The organism is Streptomyces sp. CNT372 (genome assembly GCF_000377145.1).
Map to the genome: position 1 here is coordinate 243,089 of NZ_KB897778.1, position 16,090 is coordinate 259,178.

Annotated in this window: 13 protein-coding genes; 7 read left to right on the forward strand and 6 right to left on the reverse strand. The window is 74.7% G+C overall.

The window, feature by feature from the left end; translation table 11 throughout:
- Positions 1-122: 122 nt before the first annotated feature.
- The 3 genes from C593_RS0106430 to C593_RS0106440 all read left to right on the forward strand — a co-directional run bounded on the left by C593_RS0106430 (position 123) and on the right by C593_RS0106440 (position 3,266).
- Positions 123-989, forward strand: coding sequence for an RNA polymerase sigma factor SigF (locus C593_RS0106430; RefSeq protein WP_018846474.1), 867 nt, complete (start codon positions 123-125; stop codon positions 987-989).
- 298 nt (positions 990-1,287) lie between these two features.
- Entirely contained in the window at positions 1,288-1,701 is a 414-nt protein-coding gene (locus tag C593_RS0106435; protein ID WP_018846475.1) for a hypothetical protein, read from the forward strand.
- A 137-nt stretch (positions 1,702-1,838) separates the two neighbouring features.
- Positions 1,839-3,266, forward strand: coding sequence for a S28 family serine protease (locus C593_RS0106440; protein ID WP_018846476.1), 1,428 nt, complete (start codon positions 1,839-1,841; stop codon positions 3,264-3,266).
- Positions 3,267-3,456: 190 nt separating this feature from the next.
- Here C593_RS0106440 and C593_RS0106445 read toward each other — a convergent pair whose 3' ends face one another.
- From C593_RS0106445 to C593_RS0106455, 3 genes are all read right to left on the reverse strand, one after another.
- Entirely contained in the window at positions 3,457-5,283 is a 1,827-nt protein-coding gene (locus tag C593_RS0106445) for a glycoside hydrolase family 3 protein (RefSeq protein ID WP_018846477.1), read from the reverse strand.
- Positions 5,284-5,497: 214 nt separating this feature from the next.
- On the reverse strand, positions 5,498-6,160 hold the full coding sequence (locus tag C593_RS0106450) for a response regulator transcription factor (RefSeq protein ID WP_018846478.1): 663 nt from the start codon (positions 6,158-6,160) through the stop codon (positions 5,498-5,500).
- On the reverse strand, positions 6,135-7,316 hold the full coding sequence (locus C593_RS0106455; RefSeq protein ID WP_018846479.1) for a histidine kinase: 1,182 nt from the start codon (positions 7,314-7,316) through the stop codon (positions 6,135-6,137). Before C593_RS0106455 ends, C593_RS0106450 begins: the two co-directional genes overlap by 26 nt.
- Positions 7,317-7,491: 175 nt before the next feature.
- On the opposite strand from C593_RS0106455, the gene C593_RS0106460 reads away from it, so the two are divergent.
- Positions 7,492-9,762 carry an MMPL family transporter gene (locus C593_RS0106460; RefSeq protein ID WP_018846480.1) on the forward strand — a complete coding sequence of 757 codons (2,271 nt, stop codon included), beginning with the start codon at positions 7,492-7,494 and terminating at the stop codon, positions 9,760-9,762.
- 154 nt (positions 9,763-9,916) lie between these two features.
- Here C593_RS0106460 and C593_RS0106465 read toward each other — a convergent pair whose 3' ends face one another.
- Positions 9,917-10,828 carry a LysR family transcriptional regulator gene (locus C593_RS0106465; RefSeq protein WP_018846481.1) on the reverse strand — a complete coding sequence of 304 codons (912 nt, stop codon included), beginning with the start codon at positions 10,826-10,828 and terminating at the stop codon, positions 9,917-9,919.
- Positions 10,829-11,055: 227 nt separating this feature from the next.
- Between C593_RS0106465 and C593_RS28970 the strand changes: the two genes are divergently transcribed.
- Positions 11,056-11,946 (forward strand): EamA family transporter, encoded by an 891-nt coding sequence (locus C593_RS28970; RefSeq protein ID WP_051093639.1) that lies wholly within the window; start codon positions 11,056-11,058, stop codon positions 11,944-11,946.
- Positions 11,947-11,959: 13 nt separating this feature from the next.
- On the opposite strand, the gene C593_RS0106475 is transcribed toward C593_RS28970, so the two are convergent.
- Complete coding sequence (locus tag C593_RS0106475) at positions 11,960-12,739, reverse strand: sugar phosphate isomerase/epimerase family protein (RefSeq protein ID WP_018846483.1); 780 nt, start codon at positions 12,737-12,739, stop codon at positions 11,960-11,962.
- A gap of 312 nt (positions 12,740-13,051) precedes the next feature.
- A complete protein-coding gene (locus tag C593_RS0106480; RefSeq protein WP_018846484.1) occupies positions 13,052-14,134 on the reverse strand; it encodes a LacI family DNA-binding transcriptional regulator in 1,083 nt (360 codons plus the stop codon).
- 105 nt (positions 14,135-14,239) lie between these two features.
- Here C593_RS0106480 and C593_RS33610 point away from each other — a divergent pair, with 105 nt between their 5' ends.
- Both C593_RS33610 and C593_RS0106490 read left to right on the forward strand, forming a co-directional pair.
- The gene (locus tag C593_RS33610) at positions 14,240-14,443 is read left to right on the forward strand and encodes a hypothetical protein (RefSeq protein WP_078521222.1); all 204 of its coding nucleotides are present in this window, start codon (positions 14,240-14,242) and stop codon (positions 14,441-14,443) included.
- Between the two features lie 152 nt (positions 14,444-14,595).
- Positions 14,596-15,918 carry a phytase gene (locus C593_RS0106490; protein WP_018846486.1) on the forward strand — a complete coding sequence of 441 codons (1,323 nt, stop codon included), beginning with the start codon at positions 14,596-14,598 and terminating at the stop codon, positions 15,916-15,918.
- Positions 15,919-16,090 lie beyond the last annotated feature (172 nt).

Consider the following 16,090-nt stretch of genomic DNA (forward strand, 5'->3'; position numbering starts at 1 on the left):
GGGCGGCCGCGCGGCGGACGCGGTCGCGAGGGCCTCGCGGAAAGATTCGCGAATTCGTGTGCATGTCCTTCCGGAGCGGGGGTAAGCGGGCCATCGTAAGAACGAGAGCCGGGGAGGGACTCATGACCAGCACGACGGCGTCGATCCAGGAGCAGGCCGGAGCCAGGACGGCGGTGTGCCCCGACGAGCGGGCGCCCGAGGTCGCGTGGGAGGTCAGCCCGGCGGACGCCCGCGAGCTGTCCCGGCACTTCTTCGCCCGGCTCGCCGCGCTGGAGGAGGGCACGCACGAGTACCAGTACGTGCGCAACACCCTCATCGAGATGAACCTCTCCCTCGTTAAGTACGCCGCCGGACGCTTCCGGCACCGGGGCGCCGAGGAGATGGAGGACATCGTCCAGGTCGGCACCATCGGCCTGATCAAGGCGATCGACCGTTTCGAGCTGACCCGCGAGGTCGAGTTCGCCTCCTTCGCCGTCCCGTACATCGTGGGCGAGATCAAGCGTTTCTTCCGTGACACCACCTGGGCCGTGCACGTCCCGCGCCGGCTCCAGGAGGCGCGCGTCGAACTGGCCAAGGCGCAGGAGGAACTGCACAACCGCCTCGGTCGGCTGCCCACGGTCCGCGAGCTGTCCGAGCTGATGAGCCTCTCCGAGGAGGAGGTCATCGAGGCCCGGAAGGCGGCCAACGCCTACACCGCGGGCTCGATCGACGTGCCCGTCGCCGCCGACCGCAACACCGGCCGGGAGGCGACCCTCGCGGACGTCATGGGTGACGAGGAGCCCGCCCTCGAACTCTTCGAGAACCTGCACGCACTGGCCCCGCTCGTTGCCGAACTGGACGAGCGCGAGCGCCGGCTGCTGCATCTGCGCTTCGTCGAGGAGAAGACCCAGTCGGAGATCGGCAAGGAGCTGGGCGTCTCCCAGATGCATGTCTCCCGCCTGCTCACCCGGGTCGTGGGACGGCTGCGCGAGGGTCTGACGGCCGACTGACGGGCGCGGCCACCCGGCCCGGGGGCCGTGTCACCCCGCCCCGCCACCCGGGCCACGCCACCCCCCCGGGCCGTGCCACCGCGCCCCGCCACCCCCCGGGCCGTGCCACCGCGCCCCGCCACCCCCCGGGCCGTGCCACCGCGCCCCGCCACCCCCCGGGCCGTGCCACCGCGCCCCGCCATCCGCCCGCCCCGCCCTCTCGCAACCATCCGGCCGCCCCGTGCGTCGTACGCATGTACGGGGCAGTGTCGACGATCGGTGTCGACGGCCGGACGTGTCGACGACAGGGGGAGTAGTTGTGTTCGACGGGGCGGGACACCGGCGCGGAAGCCGAACGGCCCGGGCACTCGCCCGCGGGCTCGCCGTCCTGACGGCGGCCTCCGCGCTCGCCGTCGTCGGCCCGGGCCCCGGCGCCGCGCAGGCCGCCGCCCCCTGCCCGGGCCGGCTCGCCACGTCAGCCCCGTTCACCACGGGCGAGCTGCGCGTCTACCAGAACGGCGGCCAGGTCTGCGCCGTCACCGTCGCCCGGAACCCCGGCGCCCGGCGCGCCATGAAGGTCTCCCTCCAGCCGCGCGGCGGCCGGGCCGTCGTCGACCAGGGCCGCTTCACCCGGCAGGCCGGGCCGGTCACCGTGCAGCCGCGGGGCCGGTGCGTCCGGGCCTCCGGCACCGTCGCCGGCGTCTCGCGTTCCACCGGCTGGATCCTCTGCTGACCCAGGTCCCGGCTGCCCGTCCGCCGCCGGGGCCGCAGGGCCGTAAGGAGCAACGAGGTCTGGCGCCCATGGTGTTGGCCCCGCTAGGTTCACCCGCGACCGCTTGATCCCACAGGGGTTCTCTCAGGGGAGGGTGAATGCGCAAGACGCTCAGATGGCTGCTGTCGCTTGTGGTGCTCATAGGCACCGTGAGCGCGGCCGGGGCCACGGCGGGTGCGGCCACAGCCGCCGAGCCGACGACCGCCACGGACATCAAGGACCGGATCCTGGCGATTCCGGGGATGAGCCTGATCGAGGAGAAGCCGTACACCGGCTACCGGTACTTCGTCCTCACCTACCAGCAGCCGGTCGACCACCGGCAGCCGCGCAAGGGCACCTTCGCCCAGCGCATCACCGTACTGCACAAGGACACCTCGCGCCCGACCGTCTTCCACACCTCCGGCTACCACGTCTCCACGACGCCGCGCCGCAGCGAGCCGACCGCGATCGTCGACGGCAACCAGGTCTCCCTGGAGTACCGGTTCTTCACCCCCTCGCGCCCCCAGCCGGCCGACTGGTCGAAGCTCGACATCTGGCAGGCCGCCAGCGACCAGCACCGGGTGTTCACCGCGCTGAAGAAGATCTACCACAAGAAGTGGATCTCCACGGGCGGTTCCAAGGGCGGGATGACCGCGACCTACTACGAGCGCTTCTACCCGCGTGACATGGACGGCGTCGTCGCGTACGTCGCGCCGAACGACGTGGTGAACAACGAGGACCGGGCGTACGACCGCTTCTTCGAGAAGGTCGGCACCAAGGAGTGCCGCGACCGGCTGAACGCGGTCCAGCGCGAGGCCCTGCTGCGCCGCGCGCCGCTGACCGCCCTGTACGAGACCTACGCGGCCGAGGGCGGCTACACCTTCACCACCGTCGGCAGCCTCGACCGGGCCTTCGAGGCGGTCGTCCTCGACTACACCTGGGCGTTCTGGCAGTACAGCCTGCTCTCGGACTGCGCCGCGATCCCTTCCGCGAAGACCGCGAGCGACCAGGAGCTGTTCGACACCATCGACGCGATCTCCGGCTTCTCCGCCTACGCGGACCAGGGGCTCGCCAACTACACGCCCTACTACTACCAGGCGGGCACCGAGCTGGGCTCCCCGGACATCAAGCAGCCGCACCTGAAGGGGCTGAGCCGCTACGGCTACCAGCCGCCGCGGAACTTCGTGCCGCGTGACATCCCGATGCGGTTCAAGCCGCACGCGATGCGCGACATCGACACCTGGGTGCGGCACAACGCCACCCGCATGATGTTCGTGTACGGCGAGAACGACCCGTGGGGCGCGGAGCCGTTCCGCGTCGGCCGGGGCACGCACGACTCGTACGTGTACACCGCGCCGGGCGCCAACCACGGGGCGAACGTGGCCGGTCTCGTCGAGGACGAGCGGGCGAGGGCGACCGCCGCGATCCAGCGGTGGGCGGGCGTCGCCCCGGCCGCCGTCCAGGCGGACCCGGCGAAGGCCCGGCCGCTGGCGAAGGCCGACGCCAGGCTCGACAAGAGGGACATGGAGCGCACCCTGCGCCCGTGACCCGTCGGACGTGAGGGGCCGGGTCCGCGGTACGGCGGACCCGGCCCCTTCGCGTGCGGGCGCCCGGTGCCTTCGCCTGCGGGGCATCCGGTGCCGTGGTGCCGTGCGGTGGCACTCCGGTGCCGTGCCGGTGGCCCTCCGATACCGCGCGGGCCGCCACCCGGTGCCGTGCGGTGGCCCTCCGGTGCCGCTACCGGTACGAGAGCCCGTGGCCGACCGGGTACAGCGTCCGCGACGGGTCGTCCGCGTACCGCACCGGCACCGGCAGCCGTCCCTGCGGCCGGGCCGCCCCCGCGATCACCCGGGCCGCGGCGCGCACCTCCACGTCCGTCCAGGAGTAGGTGGCCAGGGACGCGGCGACGCCGTCGAGCCGGGCGACGTCGTACGGGTTGCGGATCGCGACCGCGACGACCGGGACGCCGGTCGCCACCAGCCGTGCCACCAGGGTGCGTTGGGAGCTGCTCGCCGTCACGTTGTAGGTGGCGACCACGATCGCGTCCCTGCCCGCCGCCGCGGCGACGGCCGCGTCGATCTGCGCGGCGGTCGGGGCCGTGCCGGTGGACAGCGCGTGCGCCCGGAAGCCCAGCGAGGTCAGCTCCCGCGCGAGCACGGTCGTGGGCGGACCGGTGGTGCCGGTGGGGGAGGCCGGGTCGGCGCCTACCACCAGCAGGTCGGGGCTGCGGCGGCGGCGCAGCGGGAGCACCCGGTCCGGGTTGGCCAGCAGGGTCGTCGTTCCCTCGGCGATCCGGTCGGCGGCGGCCAGGTGACTGAGTTTGCCGACGGTGCGGTCCACCGTCCGGGCGTCCGTGAACGGGTCGTGGAACAGGCCGAGGCGGTCCTTCAGCCGCAAGATGCGCAGGATCGATTCCTCGATGCGGGCGACGCTCAGCTCCCCGCTCGCGACCGCGTCCCGCACCCCGTTCCACGCGACGGCCAGGTCCGGCGGGTTGAGGAGCTGGTCCACGCCCGCGAGCAGGGCGAGGACGGGCACCCGGTCGTCGCCGTACTTGTCCCGGACGCCCTCCATGTTGAGCGCGTCGGTGACGACGACCCCGTCGTAGCCCAGCTCCTCGCGGAGGATGCCGGTCAGGATGGGGCGGGAGAGCGTGGCCGGGTCGTTGCTCGGGTCGAGGGCGGGGAACTGGATGTGCGCCGTCATGATCGAGTCGATCCCGGCGGCGATCGCCGCGCGGAACGGCGGGGCGTCGATCCGTTCCCACTCCTCGCGGGTGTGGGTGATGACCGGGATGCCGGTGTGGCTGTCGACCGTGGTGTCCCCGTGGCCCGGGAAGTGCTTGGCGGTGGCGGCGATCCGGGCCGCGCGGTAGCCGCCGGTCTGCGCGGCGACCATCCGGGCGACCGCCGCCGGGTCCGCGCCGAAGGACCGCACGCCGATGACGGGGTTGGCCGGATTGACGTTGACGTCCGCGACGGGGGCGTAGTTCTGCCGGATCCCCATGGCCGCCAGCTCGTCGCCGGCGATCCGGGCGGCGGCACGCGCGTCGCCCCGGGAGCCGCCCGCGCCGAGGGCCATGGCCCCGGGCAGCAGGGTCGCGGGCCGGCCGACCCGGGCGACGATGCCGTGCTCCTGGTCGGTGGAGATCAGCAGGGGGACGGGGGTGGGCCGGTCGAGGCCCGCGCGCTGGATGCCGTTGGACAGGGCGGCGATCTGCTGCGGGTCGCGTGTGTTGTGCGCCCACGCGAAGTAGATGATGCCGCCGACGTGGTAACGCTCGATCAGCTCGGCTGCGGTGCGGACGCCGATCTCGGCGAGGTTGGCGTCGATGTCGGCCTGGTCGGGCTCGGTGGCCGAGTGCCCGTACACCCGCATCACGAAGAGCTGGCCGATCTTCTCCTCCAGACTCATCCGGGAGATCAGCCGGCGCAGCCGGTCGTGCCGCTCCTGCCGGGCCGGCCCGGCGGCCGCCGCCTGCGGCCCGCCGACGAGCGCGCCCGCCGCGGCGGTGGCGGCACTCGCCGCGAGAAGAGTGCGTCTGGGGATGCTCCGGTCCTGCACTGGTGCTCCTTCCGGCCTTGCTCGACAGGGGTGTGGCACAAGGGAGTTGAAGGAAACTTCCAACGAGTCACGGATATCCGGAAAGTAACTGCCAGGTCAAGGGTCCCGCAAGGAATCGACGGCGCGGCGCGCGGGAACTCCGCCGAGTGGCGGGGGTGGGGGGCCCGGCGCGGCCCGGCCCGGCCGGCTCATGGGGCACGGCCCGGCACCCGGCTCAGGTCCCGGGGAGGATACGGCGCGTCTCGTAGGCCCACATCGCGATCTCGACCCGGTTGCGGGCGCCGAGTTTGGCCATCAGGCTGGCCAGATGCGTCTTCACCGTGCTGAGGCTGATGTGCAGCGCGTCGGCGATCTCGGTGTTGGTCAGCCCGCGGGCGACGGCGACGAGCACCTGCTCCTCGCGGGCGGTGACGGGGGAGACCGGCTGGGCCACGGGCCGGCCGGCGGGCAGGTCCGCGAACGTCCGGAGCAGACGGACGGTGACGCTGGGCGCGATGAGCGCCTCACCGTCGGACGCCGACCGTACGGCCTGGGCCAGAAGGTCCGGTCCGGTGTCCTTGAGGAGGAATCCGCGGGCGCCGGCACGCAGTGCGCCGTAGACGTACTCGTCGAGGTCGAACGTGGTGATGACGACCACGGCCGGCGGGTCGGCGACGCCCGGGCCGGCGACCTGCCGGGTGGCCTCCAGCCCGTCGACCACGGGCATGCGGATGTCGAACAGGCAGACGTCGGGGCGTAGTTCGCGGGCCAGACGTACCGCTTCCCGCCCGTCGGCGGCCTCGCCGACCACCTCGATGCCGGGCTGGGCGTTCAGCATGATCCGCAGCCCGGTGCGGATGATCGTCTGGTCGTCAGCGACGAGGACGCGAATGGACACCGTTCTCGCTCCTCGTTCTCGGTGTTCTCGGCAGTTCGGCTTCGACCCGCCAGCCCCGTTCGGTACCCGGGCCGGCTCGCAGTGTGCCGCCGAGCAGGGCCGCGCGCTCGCGCAGTCCGGTGAGTCCGTATCCGTCGCGGCCCCGGCCGGTACGCCGGCCGTTGTCGCGCACGCTCACCCGTACCGTATGCCGTTGCGCGGTGACCCGGACGACGAGTTCGGTCGCGTCGACCGCGTGGCGCAGCGCGTTGGTCACCGACTCCTGCACGATCCGGTAGACGGCCGCGTCCACGGCCGGGGGCAGCGCGTCCAGTTCGCCGTCCAGCTCCAGGTCGACGCCGAGGCGACCGGCCGGGGTGCGCACCAGGCGCTCCAGATCCGCGACTCCGGCGGGAAGCGCCGGCTCGGCACCGACCCCGCGGTCGCGCAGCGCGGCGACCATGGCGCGCATCTCCTCCAGGGTGCGCGCCCCCTCCTCCTCGACCCCCTCCAGCGCCTCGACGGCGGCGGACGGGTCGGTGTCCGCGACCACCCGGCCCGCCTGGGCGATGATCACCATGGCCGACACGTGATGGGCCACGGTGTCGTGCAGTTCCCGGGCGAGCTGCTCGCGCTCGCGGGAGCGCACCTGGTCCAGCAGGCGCTCGCGAGCGGTCACCCGGAACCGCACGGCGGCCCCGGCCACGGCGGGCAGCAGCAGGAAGACGAAGCCCGCGGCCCTTTCGACGACGGGGGCTTCGTCCGTGACGGTCACCAGGGCGCCGGCCGCGAGGACGAGCGCCCCGCCGAGCACGATCTCCCGTCCCGATCCCCACCGGAACAGCGCGTACACCAGCACGAGCACGACCATGCCCGTGGCCAGGCCGAACGGCGCGCGCGGTGCGGCGACGAGCGAGGCCGCCTGAAGCAGGACCACCGAGCCGAACGCCAGCTCGACCATCGCCAGTGGGCGGGTCCGGCGCCACAAGGACAGCACGCACAGCCACACGGTGAACACCACCGCCACCGGCCGCCAGACGACGTCCTCCCGCAGAGTGGCCTCCAGCCCCACACAGGTGAGGCCGGCGGCGAGCAGCGCCCAGTCCCGCCACACCCGGGCGGGGGCGCCGGGGGGCCGGGGTTCGGTCCACAGGGCTCGCAGGTCGTCTCGGAGCACGGTTCCAAGACTAGGGACCGCGGCGCGGCGCGCATCGGCCGAAAGGACGGGCCCTCTCCCCGCCCCGGGGCCGACGGATCCGCGGCTCGCGGACCGATGCCGCCGGGCGCCGTAGCGGCGAGCCTCGGGACCGGCGGCCGTACAAGGACGGCCGACGAGGTGGTTGGAGGACCCGATGCTCTCGAAAGCCCTGTTGCGCCTGGGCGGGGGCGCCGCCCGCCATCCCTGGCGGGTGATCGCGGTATGGCTGATCGCCGCCACGCTCGCCGTCCTCGCCGCCGTCGCCTTCGGCGGGCGGAGCGCCGACTCGATGACCGCTCCGGGGCTGGACTCCCAGCGGGCCGCGGAACTGATCGAGCGGGCGGGCACCGGCCAGGAGGGGATGACCGCCCACGTGGTCGTCACCCCCCTCGACGACGGTGCGACGTTCTTCGACGACGACGGTGCGCGCACCGCTCTGACGCGGCTGCGGGCCGAGGTGACGCGGCTGCCGCACGTGCTCGGCACGAGCGACCCGGCGGCGGCGCTCGTCGGGGGCGGGGACACCGCCGTGCGCGGCGGCCTCGTCTCGGCCGACGGGCGGGTCGCGGTCGTCCGGGTGCAGTACCCCGACCAGAGCCTGCTGTCGGCCGGGGACCTCGACGCCCTCGTCGGTCTCGGCGACCGGCTGCGCGCCGAGCTGCCGCTGCGCATCGAGATGGGCGGGAACCTCTTCTACGCCTTCTCCGGTGCCGAGGGCGGCGCGAGTGAGCTGATCGGCCTCCTCGCCGCGGCCGCGATCCTGTTCCTGGCGTTCGGTTCGCTGGTCGCCGCCGCGCTGCCGATCGGCATGGCGGTCTTCGGGCTGGCCGTCGGGGTCGCCGTGATGACGATCCTGGCGGGCGTGACGGACGTCCCCACCTTCGCACCGGTCCTGGGCAGCATGGTCGGGCTCGGAGTGGGCATCGACTACGCGCTGTTCGTCCTGGCCAGGCACCGGGAGTACCTCGCGTGCGGGTTCGATCCGCAGGCGGCGGCCGGACGGGCGGTGGCGACGGCGGGGCGGCCGGTGGTCTTCGCCGGCGGCACCGTCGTCGTGTCGATCCTCGGCCTGGCGGTCGCGAACGTGCCGTTCATGACGGTGGGCGGGATCGCCGTCTCGGTCGTCGTCCTGACGATGGTCCTCGCGTCGGTGACGCTGCTGCCGGCCTTCCTCGGGGCGGCGGGCCCGCGCCTGGCCCGGCCCGGCCGGATCGGCCGGGCTCTGCGGGCCGGGCGGCCGGGCCGCCTCGGCCGGCGGCGCCACCCGGCGGCGGGCGCCGCCGGCGCCGCCGGGTGGCGGCGCTGGATCGGGCACGTCTGCCGGCACCCGGTGCCGTACGCGGTCGGCGCGGCGGTGCTGCTGCTGACCGCGACGCTGCCCGTGCTCGGCCTGCGCGCCGGCCTGCCCGACGACGGCTCACAGCCCCAGAGCCGTACCGAGCGCCGGGCCTACGACCTCGTCGCCGAGGGGTTCGGCCCGGGCACCAACGGCCCCCTCGTCATCGCGGCGGACCCCGCCGGTGATCCGGGAGTGGTGGACCGACTCGCCGCGGCGGTCGCGGCGGATCCGGGCATCGCGTCCGTCGCGCCGACGCGCGTCGACCGGGCCACCGGCATCGCGACCCTCGTCGTGTTCCCGACCACCAGCCCCCAGGACGAGGACACGGCCGACACCATCGCCCGGCTGCGCACCAGCGTGCTGCCCACGGCGGTCGGGGACGGCCCGGCCTCGGCCCACGTCGGCGGCGCCACCGCGAGCCTGTCCGACGTGGGCCAACGCACGAGCCAGCGCCTGCCGGTGTTCGTCGCCGCCGTACTGGGGCTCTCGTTCCTCCTGCTGATGCTGGTCTTCCGCTCGATCGTCGTACCGCTCAAGGCCGTACTGCTGAATCTGCTGAGCATCGGCGCGGCCTACGGCATCATGGTCGCGGTCTTCCAGTGGGGCTGGGGAGGCGCACTCATCGGGCTGGAAACGACGGTTCCGATCGTCTCGTTCATCCCGATGTTCCTCTTCGCCATCCTGTTCGGCCTGTCGATGGACTACGAGGTGTTCCTCCTCTCCCGCGTACGCGAGGAGTACCTGCGCACCGGCGACAACGGCACGGCGACCGTCGAGGGCGTCTCGGGCACCGCCCGCGTCATCACCTCGGCCGCCCTCATCATGGTGGCGGTCTTCCTGTCCTTCGCCGTCACCGAGGACCCCTCCACCAAGATGTTCGGGTTCGGCCTGGCCACCGCGATCCTCATCGACGCCACGGTCGTACGCATGGTGCTGGTACCGGCGACCATGACACTCCTCGGCCGGACCAACTGGTGGCTGCCCAAGTGGCTCGACCGGCTGCTCCCCCGCGGCCCGGCCGGCACCGACGACACCCACGCCGAATCCACGGGTGCGGCCCCTCGTCCACGGCTCGCCGGCCGTTGACCCGACTCCCGCCCGCCCCTGGCGTCCGGCGCCCGCGACGCCATCGGGATCAGTGCGGGGCGCGGCCGGCGGGCAGGTCCGCACTGCGATGCCGCGGCCGGGCGGCCCGCCCCGGCAGCGGCTCCGGCCGATCGGGCGGGTGGCGCCCCGCTCGTCAGGCGCGGTCCGCGACCTGCGGCCAGAGGGCGCGCAGGGTGCGAACCGTCTCGGTGATGGCGGGGCGGCGGGCGGCGCCCGCGCGCCAGAGGGCGCGGAGGCGGCGGCTGGGGACGGGGTCCAGGCGGACGACGCGGACGCCGGCCGGGACCGGTCCGCGGCCGAGGCGGGGGACCAGGGCGATGCCGAGGCCCGCCGCGACGAGGGCGACCTGGGTGTGGTTCTCCTCGACCCGGTGCACGATCCGCGGCTCGCGGCCCGCCGCGCGCATGGTCCGCACCAGCCAGTCGTGGCAGACCGTGCCCGGCGGCTGGGAGATCCAGCGCTCGTCCCCGAGGTCTTCCCGGCGCACGGACTCCGCCCCGGCCAGCCGGTGGTCCGCCGGGACCAGTACGTCGCACAGGTCGTCGCCGATGTCCGCGTGGTCGACGCCCGGCGGGGGCGGCACCGGGGCGATGTCCCAGTCGTGCGCCACGGCCAGGTCGACCGCGCCCCGGGCCACCAGGTCCACCGACAGATGCGGGTCGATCTCCTGGAGCCGGGCGTCCAGCTCCGGGTGGCGGCGGGCCAGGTCTGCCAGGACGAGGGGCATCAGGCCGCGGGAGGCGCTCGCGAAGCAGGCGATGTCCAGCCGGCCCGCCGGACGCCCGCGCCGCTCCTCCAGGCGCACCTCGGCCTGCTCGATGACCGCCATCAACTCCTGTGCGGTCCGCGCCAGTTGGCGTGCCTCGTCGGTCAGCCGGATGCCGCGCCCCCGGCGCTCCAGGAGGGTGGTGCGGGTCTCCCGTTCCAGCTTGGCGATCTGCTGGGAGACGGCGGACGGGGTGTAGCCGAGGGCGGCGGCCGCCGCACCGACCGTGCCGTGGACGGAGACGGCGTGCAGGGCGCGCAGCCTGGCGAGGTCGAGCACGGCGGGTCCCTTCTGGCCGGGCCCTCCCGGCGGTGCGCACTCCGGCGGCGCCGGGCTCACGTAAGCAGTGCTTCATCCAACCATGAAGAAACGCGCGCTGGTGCTACATGGTTCCCACGCGTGATGCTCGGTGCATGCCACGCGTAACCGCCCCCGGGGCCGGCCCCGCCCTGCCCACTCACATCGTCCCGCCCGCGTCCGCCGTCCCCACCCCTGACGCCCGGTCCCTGCCGCCCGCGCACATCGCCCTCGCCGCGCTCGTCGCCGCCGTCTGGGGCCTGAACTTCGTCGTCATCGAGATCGGTCTCGGGCACTTCCCGCCGCTGCTCTTCTCCGCCCTGCGCTTCCTGGCCGCCGCCCTCCCCGCCGTCTTCCTCGTCGGCCGTCCCAAGGTCGCCTGGAAGTGGATCGTGGGCGTCGGACTCGCCCTCGGGGTCGCCAAGTTCGGGCTGCTCTTCACCGGGATGGACCGGGGCGCGCCCGCGGGGCTCTCCTCGCTGGTCCTCCAGGTGCAGGCGGTCTTCACCGCCGTGTTCGCCTTCGCCCTCCTCGGCGAACGCCCGGGCCGCAGACGGGTCACGGGGATGGCCGTCGCCGTCGCGGGGATCGTGGTGGCCGCCGTCGACGAGGGGTCCTCCGGGCCGCTGCTGGGCTTCCTCCTGGTCGTCGCGGCGGCCGCGAGCTGGGGCGTCTCCAACATCCTGACCCGCCGGGCCGCGCCCGGAGACGCCCTCAACTTCATGGTGTGGGTCAGCGTCGTCCCCGTCCTGCCCCTGCTGCTGCTCTCGCTGCTCCTGGAGGGCCCGGAGCAGGACCTCGCGGCCCTGCGCTCACTGGACTGGGCGGGCGTCGGCGCGATCGTCTACGTCGCCTGGGTCGCCACCGTGTTCGGCTTCGGCGCGTGGGGCTTCCTGATGCGCCACCACCCGGCCTCCTCGGTCGCGCCGTTCTCCCTCCTGGTGCCGGTCTTCGGCATGTCCTCCGCCGCGCTCTTCCTGGGGGAGGGGATCAGTCCGCTGCGCTGGTGCGCGGCGGTACTCCTGGTCGGCGGGGTGGCCCTGACCTCCCTGCCGCGGCTGCCCCGGCGGGGGCGGGGCAGGCGGCGCGGGCGCGGGTAGCGCGCCGCGGTGTTCAGCGCGGCAGGGCGAGGAGGTGGTGGCGGCCGGCCGCGAGGAGGTCCGGGAGGTCTGCAGCCTCCTCGTACCAGCGCTTCTCGTACTCCCAGCAGACCCAGCCCGCCGGGTCGGTCGCGGACAGTGCCCCGGCGAGCGGCAGGACGCCCGTGCCGAGCGGCAGCGGGGTCAGGTCCTCCCGGGAGGCGACGTCCTTGACCTGCACATAACCCAGGTACGGGGCGAGGGACGCGTACGAGACGGCCGGGTCCTCGCCGCCGAGCCAGGTGTGCAGCACGTCCCACACGGCGCCCACATGCTTGTGTCCGACGGTGCCGACGATGCGGGAGACGTCGGCGGCGGTGCGGTGCGAGTCGTGCGTCTCCAGCAGGACGGTGACGCCGAGCCCGGCCGCGGTCTCGGCCGCCGTGCCGAGGCGGCGGGCGGCGGCCGCGTCCGCGTCGGCGGGGCCGGCGTCCTGCCCGCCGGGGAACACGCGTACGTACGGGGCGCCGAGGTCGGCCGCGAGCCGGATCAGCCGGTCCAGCTCGGCGAGCACCGGGCCGTCCTCGCCGGGTCCGGCGACGCGCGTGTACCCGGCGAGGGCGAGGATCTCGACCCCGGCCTGCTCGAACTCCCGGGCCACGGCCTGCCGTTCGGCTGTGGTGAGGTCCAGGTGCACGGGCTCCTCGGGGTGCGTGCGCAGCTCCACCCCCTGGTAGCCACTCGCGGCGGCGAGCGCGGCGACCTCGGCGACGGGCATGCCGGGAACGCCGAGGGTGGAGAAGGCGAGTTTCATGGCGGGCCTTTCTTCTTTGGCGCGGTGGGGCGTCGTTGGCGCGGTGGGGCGTCCGGGCCGCTCCCGGGTCCCGCCCGTCCGTCCGGCTACCCGGTCCTGCCGCCCCGACAACCCCACGGGGGGTACCGCGCGGGGTCGGGGGTGTCGGGGTGCTGGGGGTGGCGGGGTGGCGTGCGGCTGCCGGGCACGGCCTGCCGTCCCGGGTGGCGCCCCGGCCCCGGCCGCGCCGGCCCCGGCCGCGCCGGGCCCGGTCGCCAAGGTCCGGTCGCCAAGGCCCGGTCCGGCGCGGCGGCCCGGCACCGGCCTACCCGGTCACACGCGCTCCGCGCGCCCCGGCGCCCCCGTCGACCCCCGCACCATCAGTTCCGCCGGGATCGACGCGATCCCGCCCGGTGGGGGAGCTTCGTTGCCCATGGCCAGGCGTCCCGCTCGCGCGCCCGCGGCGAAGAGGGGGAGGCGGACCGTGGTCAGGGCCGGGACCGCGTCGACCGAGAAGGGGAGATCGTCGAAACCCGCCACCGACACATCGTCCGGAACCCGCAGGCCCCGGTCGCGCAGCGCCGCGCACGCGCCCAGTGCCACCGTGTCGTTCGCGGCCGCCACGGCCGTCAACGACGGTTCCCGCCGCAGGAGTTCAAGCGTCGCCTCGTAGCCGGAGCGCCGGTCGTAGGAGCCGTGCACGGTCAGCCGATCCTGCTCCGCCGCGCCGCCGTCCAGGCCGGCCGCCTTGAGGGCCGCCCGGTGGCCCTCCAGCCGGTGCCGGGTGGTGGTGCGATCCACCGGTCCGGCGATGTAACCGATCCGCCGGTGGCCCAGCCCGATCAGGTGCTCGGTGAGCCGCCGTCCGCCGCCCCGGTTGTCGAAGGCGAGCGCGGCCAGCACCGCGTCCGAGCCCGGCAGCGTCGGCCGGCCGCACAGCACGATCCGGCTGCCCGCGTCCGCGAGCCGCGTCAGCTTCGCGGCCATCGCCGCGCTGTGCCCAGGGTCCTCCACCGCGCCGCCCGTCAGCACCACGGCCGCCGCCCGCTGGCGCTGGAGCAGGGTGAGATAGGTGAGTTCGCGTTCCGGAGAGCCGCCCGTGTTGCACACCACCGCCAGCTTCTCGCCGCCCGCACGCCCCGCCCCCTCCTGCCCGCCGATCTCGGTCTGCGCCGCTCCGGCCATGATCCCGAAGAAGGGGTCCGCGATGTCGTTGACGAGGATGCCGATTAGGTCGGAGGTGGCGGCCGCCAGTGAACTCGCCGGGCCGTTGAGGACGTAGTCCAGCTCGTCGACCGCCCGCAGCACCCGCTCCCGCGTCGACGCCGCGACCGGGTAGTTGCCGTTCAGCACGCGCGAGACGGTCGCCGGGGACACCCGGGCGCGCGCCGCCACATCGGCGAGGGTGACCGTCATCGAGCCGCCTGGGTGACCGTCATCGCGTTCCTCCGCGTGAGATGGGGCGCGGCCCCTTGTCCGGGCCGCTGTCGGCAGGCTAGCTTCATACCGTCTAGAAAGCGCTTGCTGCGCTCCCCCGGAGGAACTCGGGGGACCTGGACCGGCCCCGTCGAGGTGGAGCTCTTCGACGACGGGTTGTGGGCGCGGGACGGGGTGGCGGTGCCGGCGGAGACGGCCCGGCGGTTCGCGGCGGTGGTGGGCGGCGATGAGACGGGGCCGGGCGGCGGGGAGACGGGGCCGGGCGGCGGGGAGACGGGGCCGGGCTGACCGGCCGGTCCCCGGCGGGGGCGGGTCCGCGCGCACCCATCGTTCACCGGTGGCACACACCGCCCTGGCCCGCCGTGCGCGCGGCGGCCACCCGGCGGCGTCACCCTCACGCTCGGCACCTGACGCGTACCCGACAGTTAGGACCCCCCGTCATGAGGCTCCGCCTCCCGCGCCCCGCCACGACCACGACCACGGCCGCGCTCGCCCTCGCCACCGCCCTGGTCGCCCTGGCCGCCGCGCCCGCCGCCCCCGTCGGCGCCACCCCGGCGGCCGCCGTTCCGCTCCCGGCCGCCCCGCTCCCGGCCGTCCAGCCGCGCGCCGAGACGCCACCCCTGTACGACGACGAGGCCGGGGGCAACGCGGACGCCGACGACCCCGCGATCTGGCGCAACCCCGCCGACCCGGCCCGCAGTCTGGTGATCGCGACGGCCAAGGAGGGCGGCCTGCGCGTCTACGACCTGGAAGCCCGCCTCGTCCAGTCCCTCCCCGCACCGCCGCCCCCCCGGCCCGGGGACGCCCCCGGCCGCTTCAACAACGTCGACCTGGTCCACGGACTGCGCCTGCCCACCGGGCCCGCGGACCTGGCGGTCACCACCGACCGGGGCCACGACCGCCTCCGCGTCCACCGCGTCTCCCCGGGCCGGACCGCCGCCCCGCTCCGGGACGTCACCGACCCGGCCGCGCCCCGCGTCTTCTCCTCCGGGCAGGCCGAGGTGAACGAGCAGCGCACCGCCTACGGCCTCGCCACCTGGACCGACCCCCGCTCGGGCCGGGCGTACGCGGTCGTCAGCCGGCGCGAACGCACCGAACTCGCCCTGCTGGAACTGCTGCCCACCCGCTCCGGCACGGTCACCTACCGCAAGGTCCGCACCCTGCGTCTGCCCGCCTCCTTCCGCCTCCCGGGCGGCACCACCTGGACACCCTGCGCCGAACCGGGCGCCCTCCCGCAGGTCGAGGGCATGGTCGTCGACCCGGACACCGGCACGCTCTACGCGGCCCAGGAGGACGTCGGCATCTGGCGGCTCCCCGCCGACCTCACCGGAACGCCCCGGCTGACCGACCGCGTACGCGAGTTCGGCGTCCCGGGCGTCTACGACGAGGAGGCCGACGAGTGCGTGCCCGGCGCCGACCCGGGCCACGGCGGTACCCGGCTCTCGGCCGACGTGGAGGGCCTGACCCTGGTCACCGGCCGCGACGGCACGCGCCATCTGCTGGTCTCCAGCCAGGGCGACGACACCTTCGCCCTGTACCGCCGGGGCGTCTACGCGGCCGGGTTCCGGGTGACCGCGGGCCGCGGCACCGACGGCGCCGAGGAGAGCGACGGCGCCGCCGCCCTCAACGCCCCGCTCGGCCCGGAGTATCCGCACGGCCTCCTCGTCGTCCACGACGGCCACGAGGACGACCCCGGCGGCCGCGAGGCCACCGACTTCACGTTCGTCGACCTGGGAGAGGTCCTCCGCCGCACCTCCCTGTGACGCGCACGCACCGCGTGCGGCGTCCGCTCCGTGTGACGCGCACCCCATGGCGTGAAAGCGCCCGCGCCGCGGTGTCCGTAATTCCGTCCCGGGCTTGTCATAGGGATCCGGTGCCGGGGTCGTCTGAGAGGTGAGAACAACCTTTCGGCACGTACACGACGACGGAGGTCGG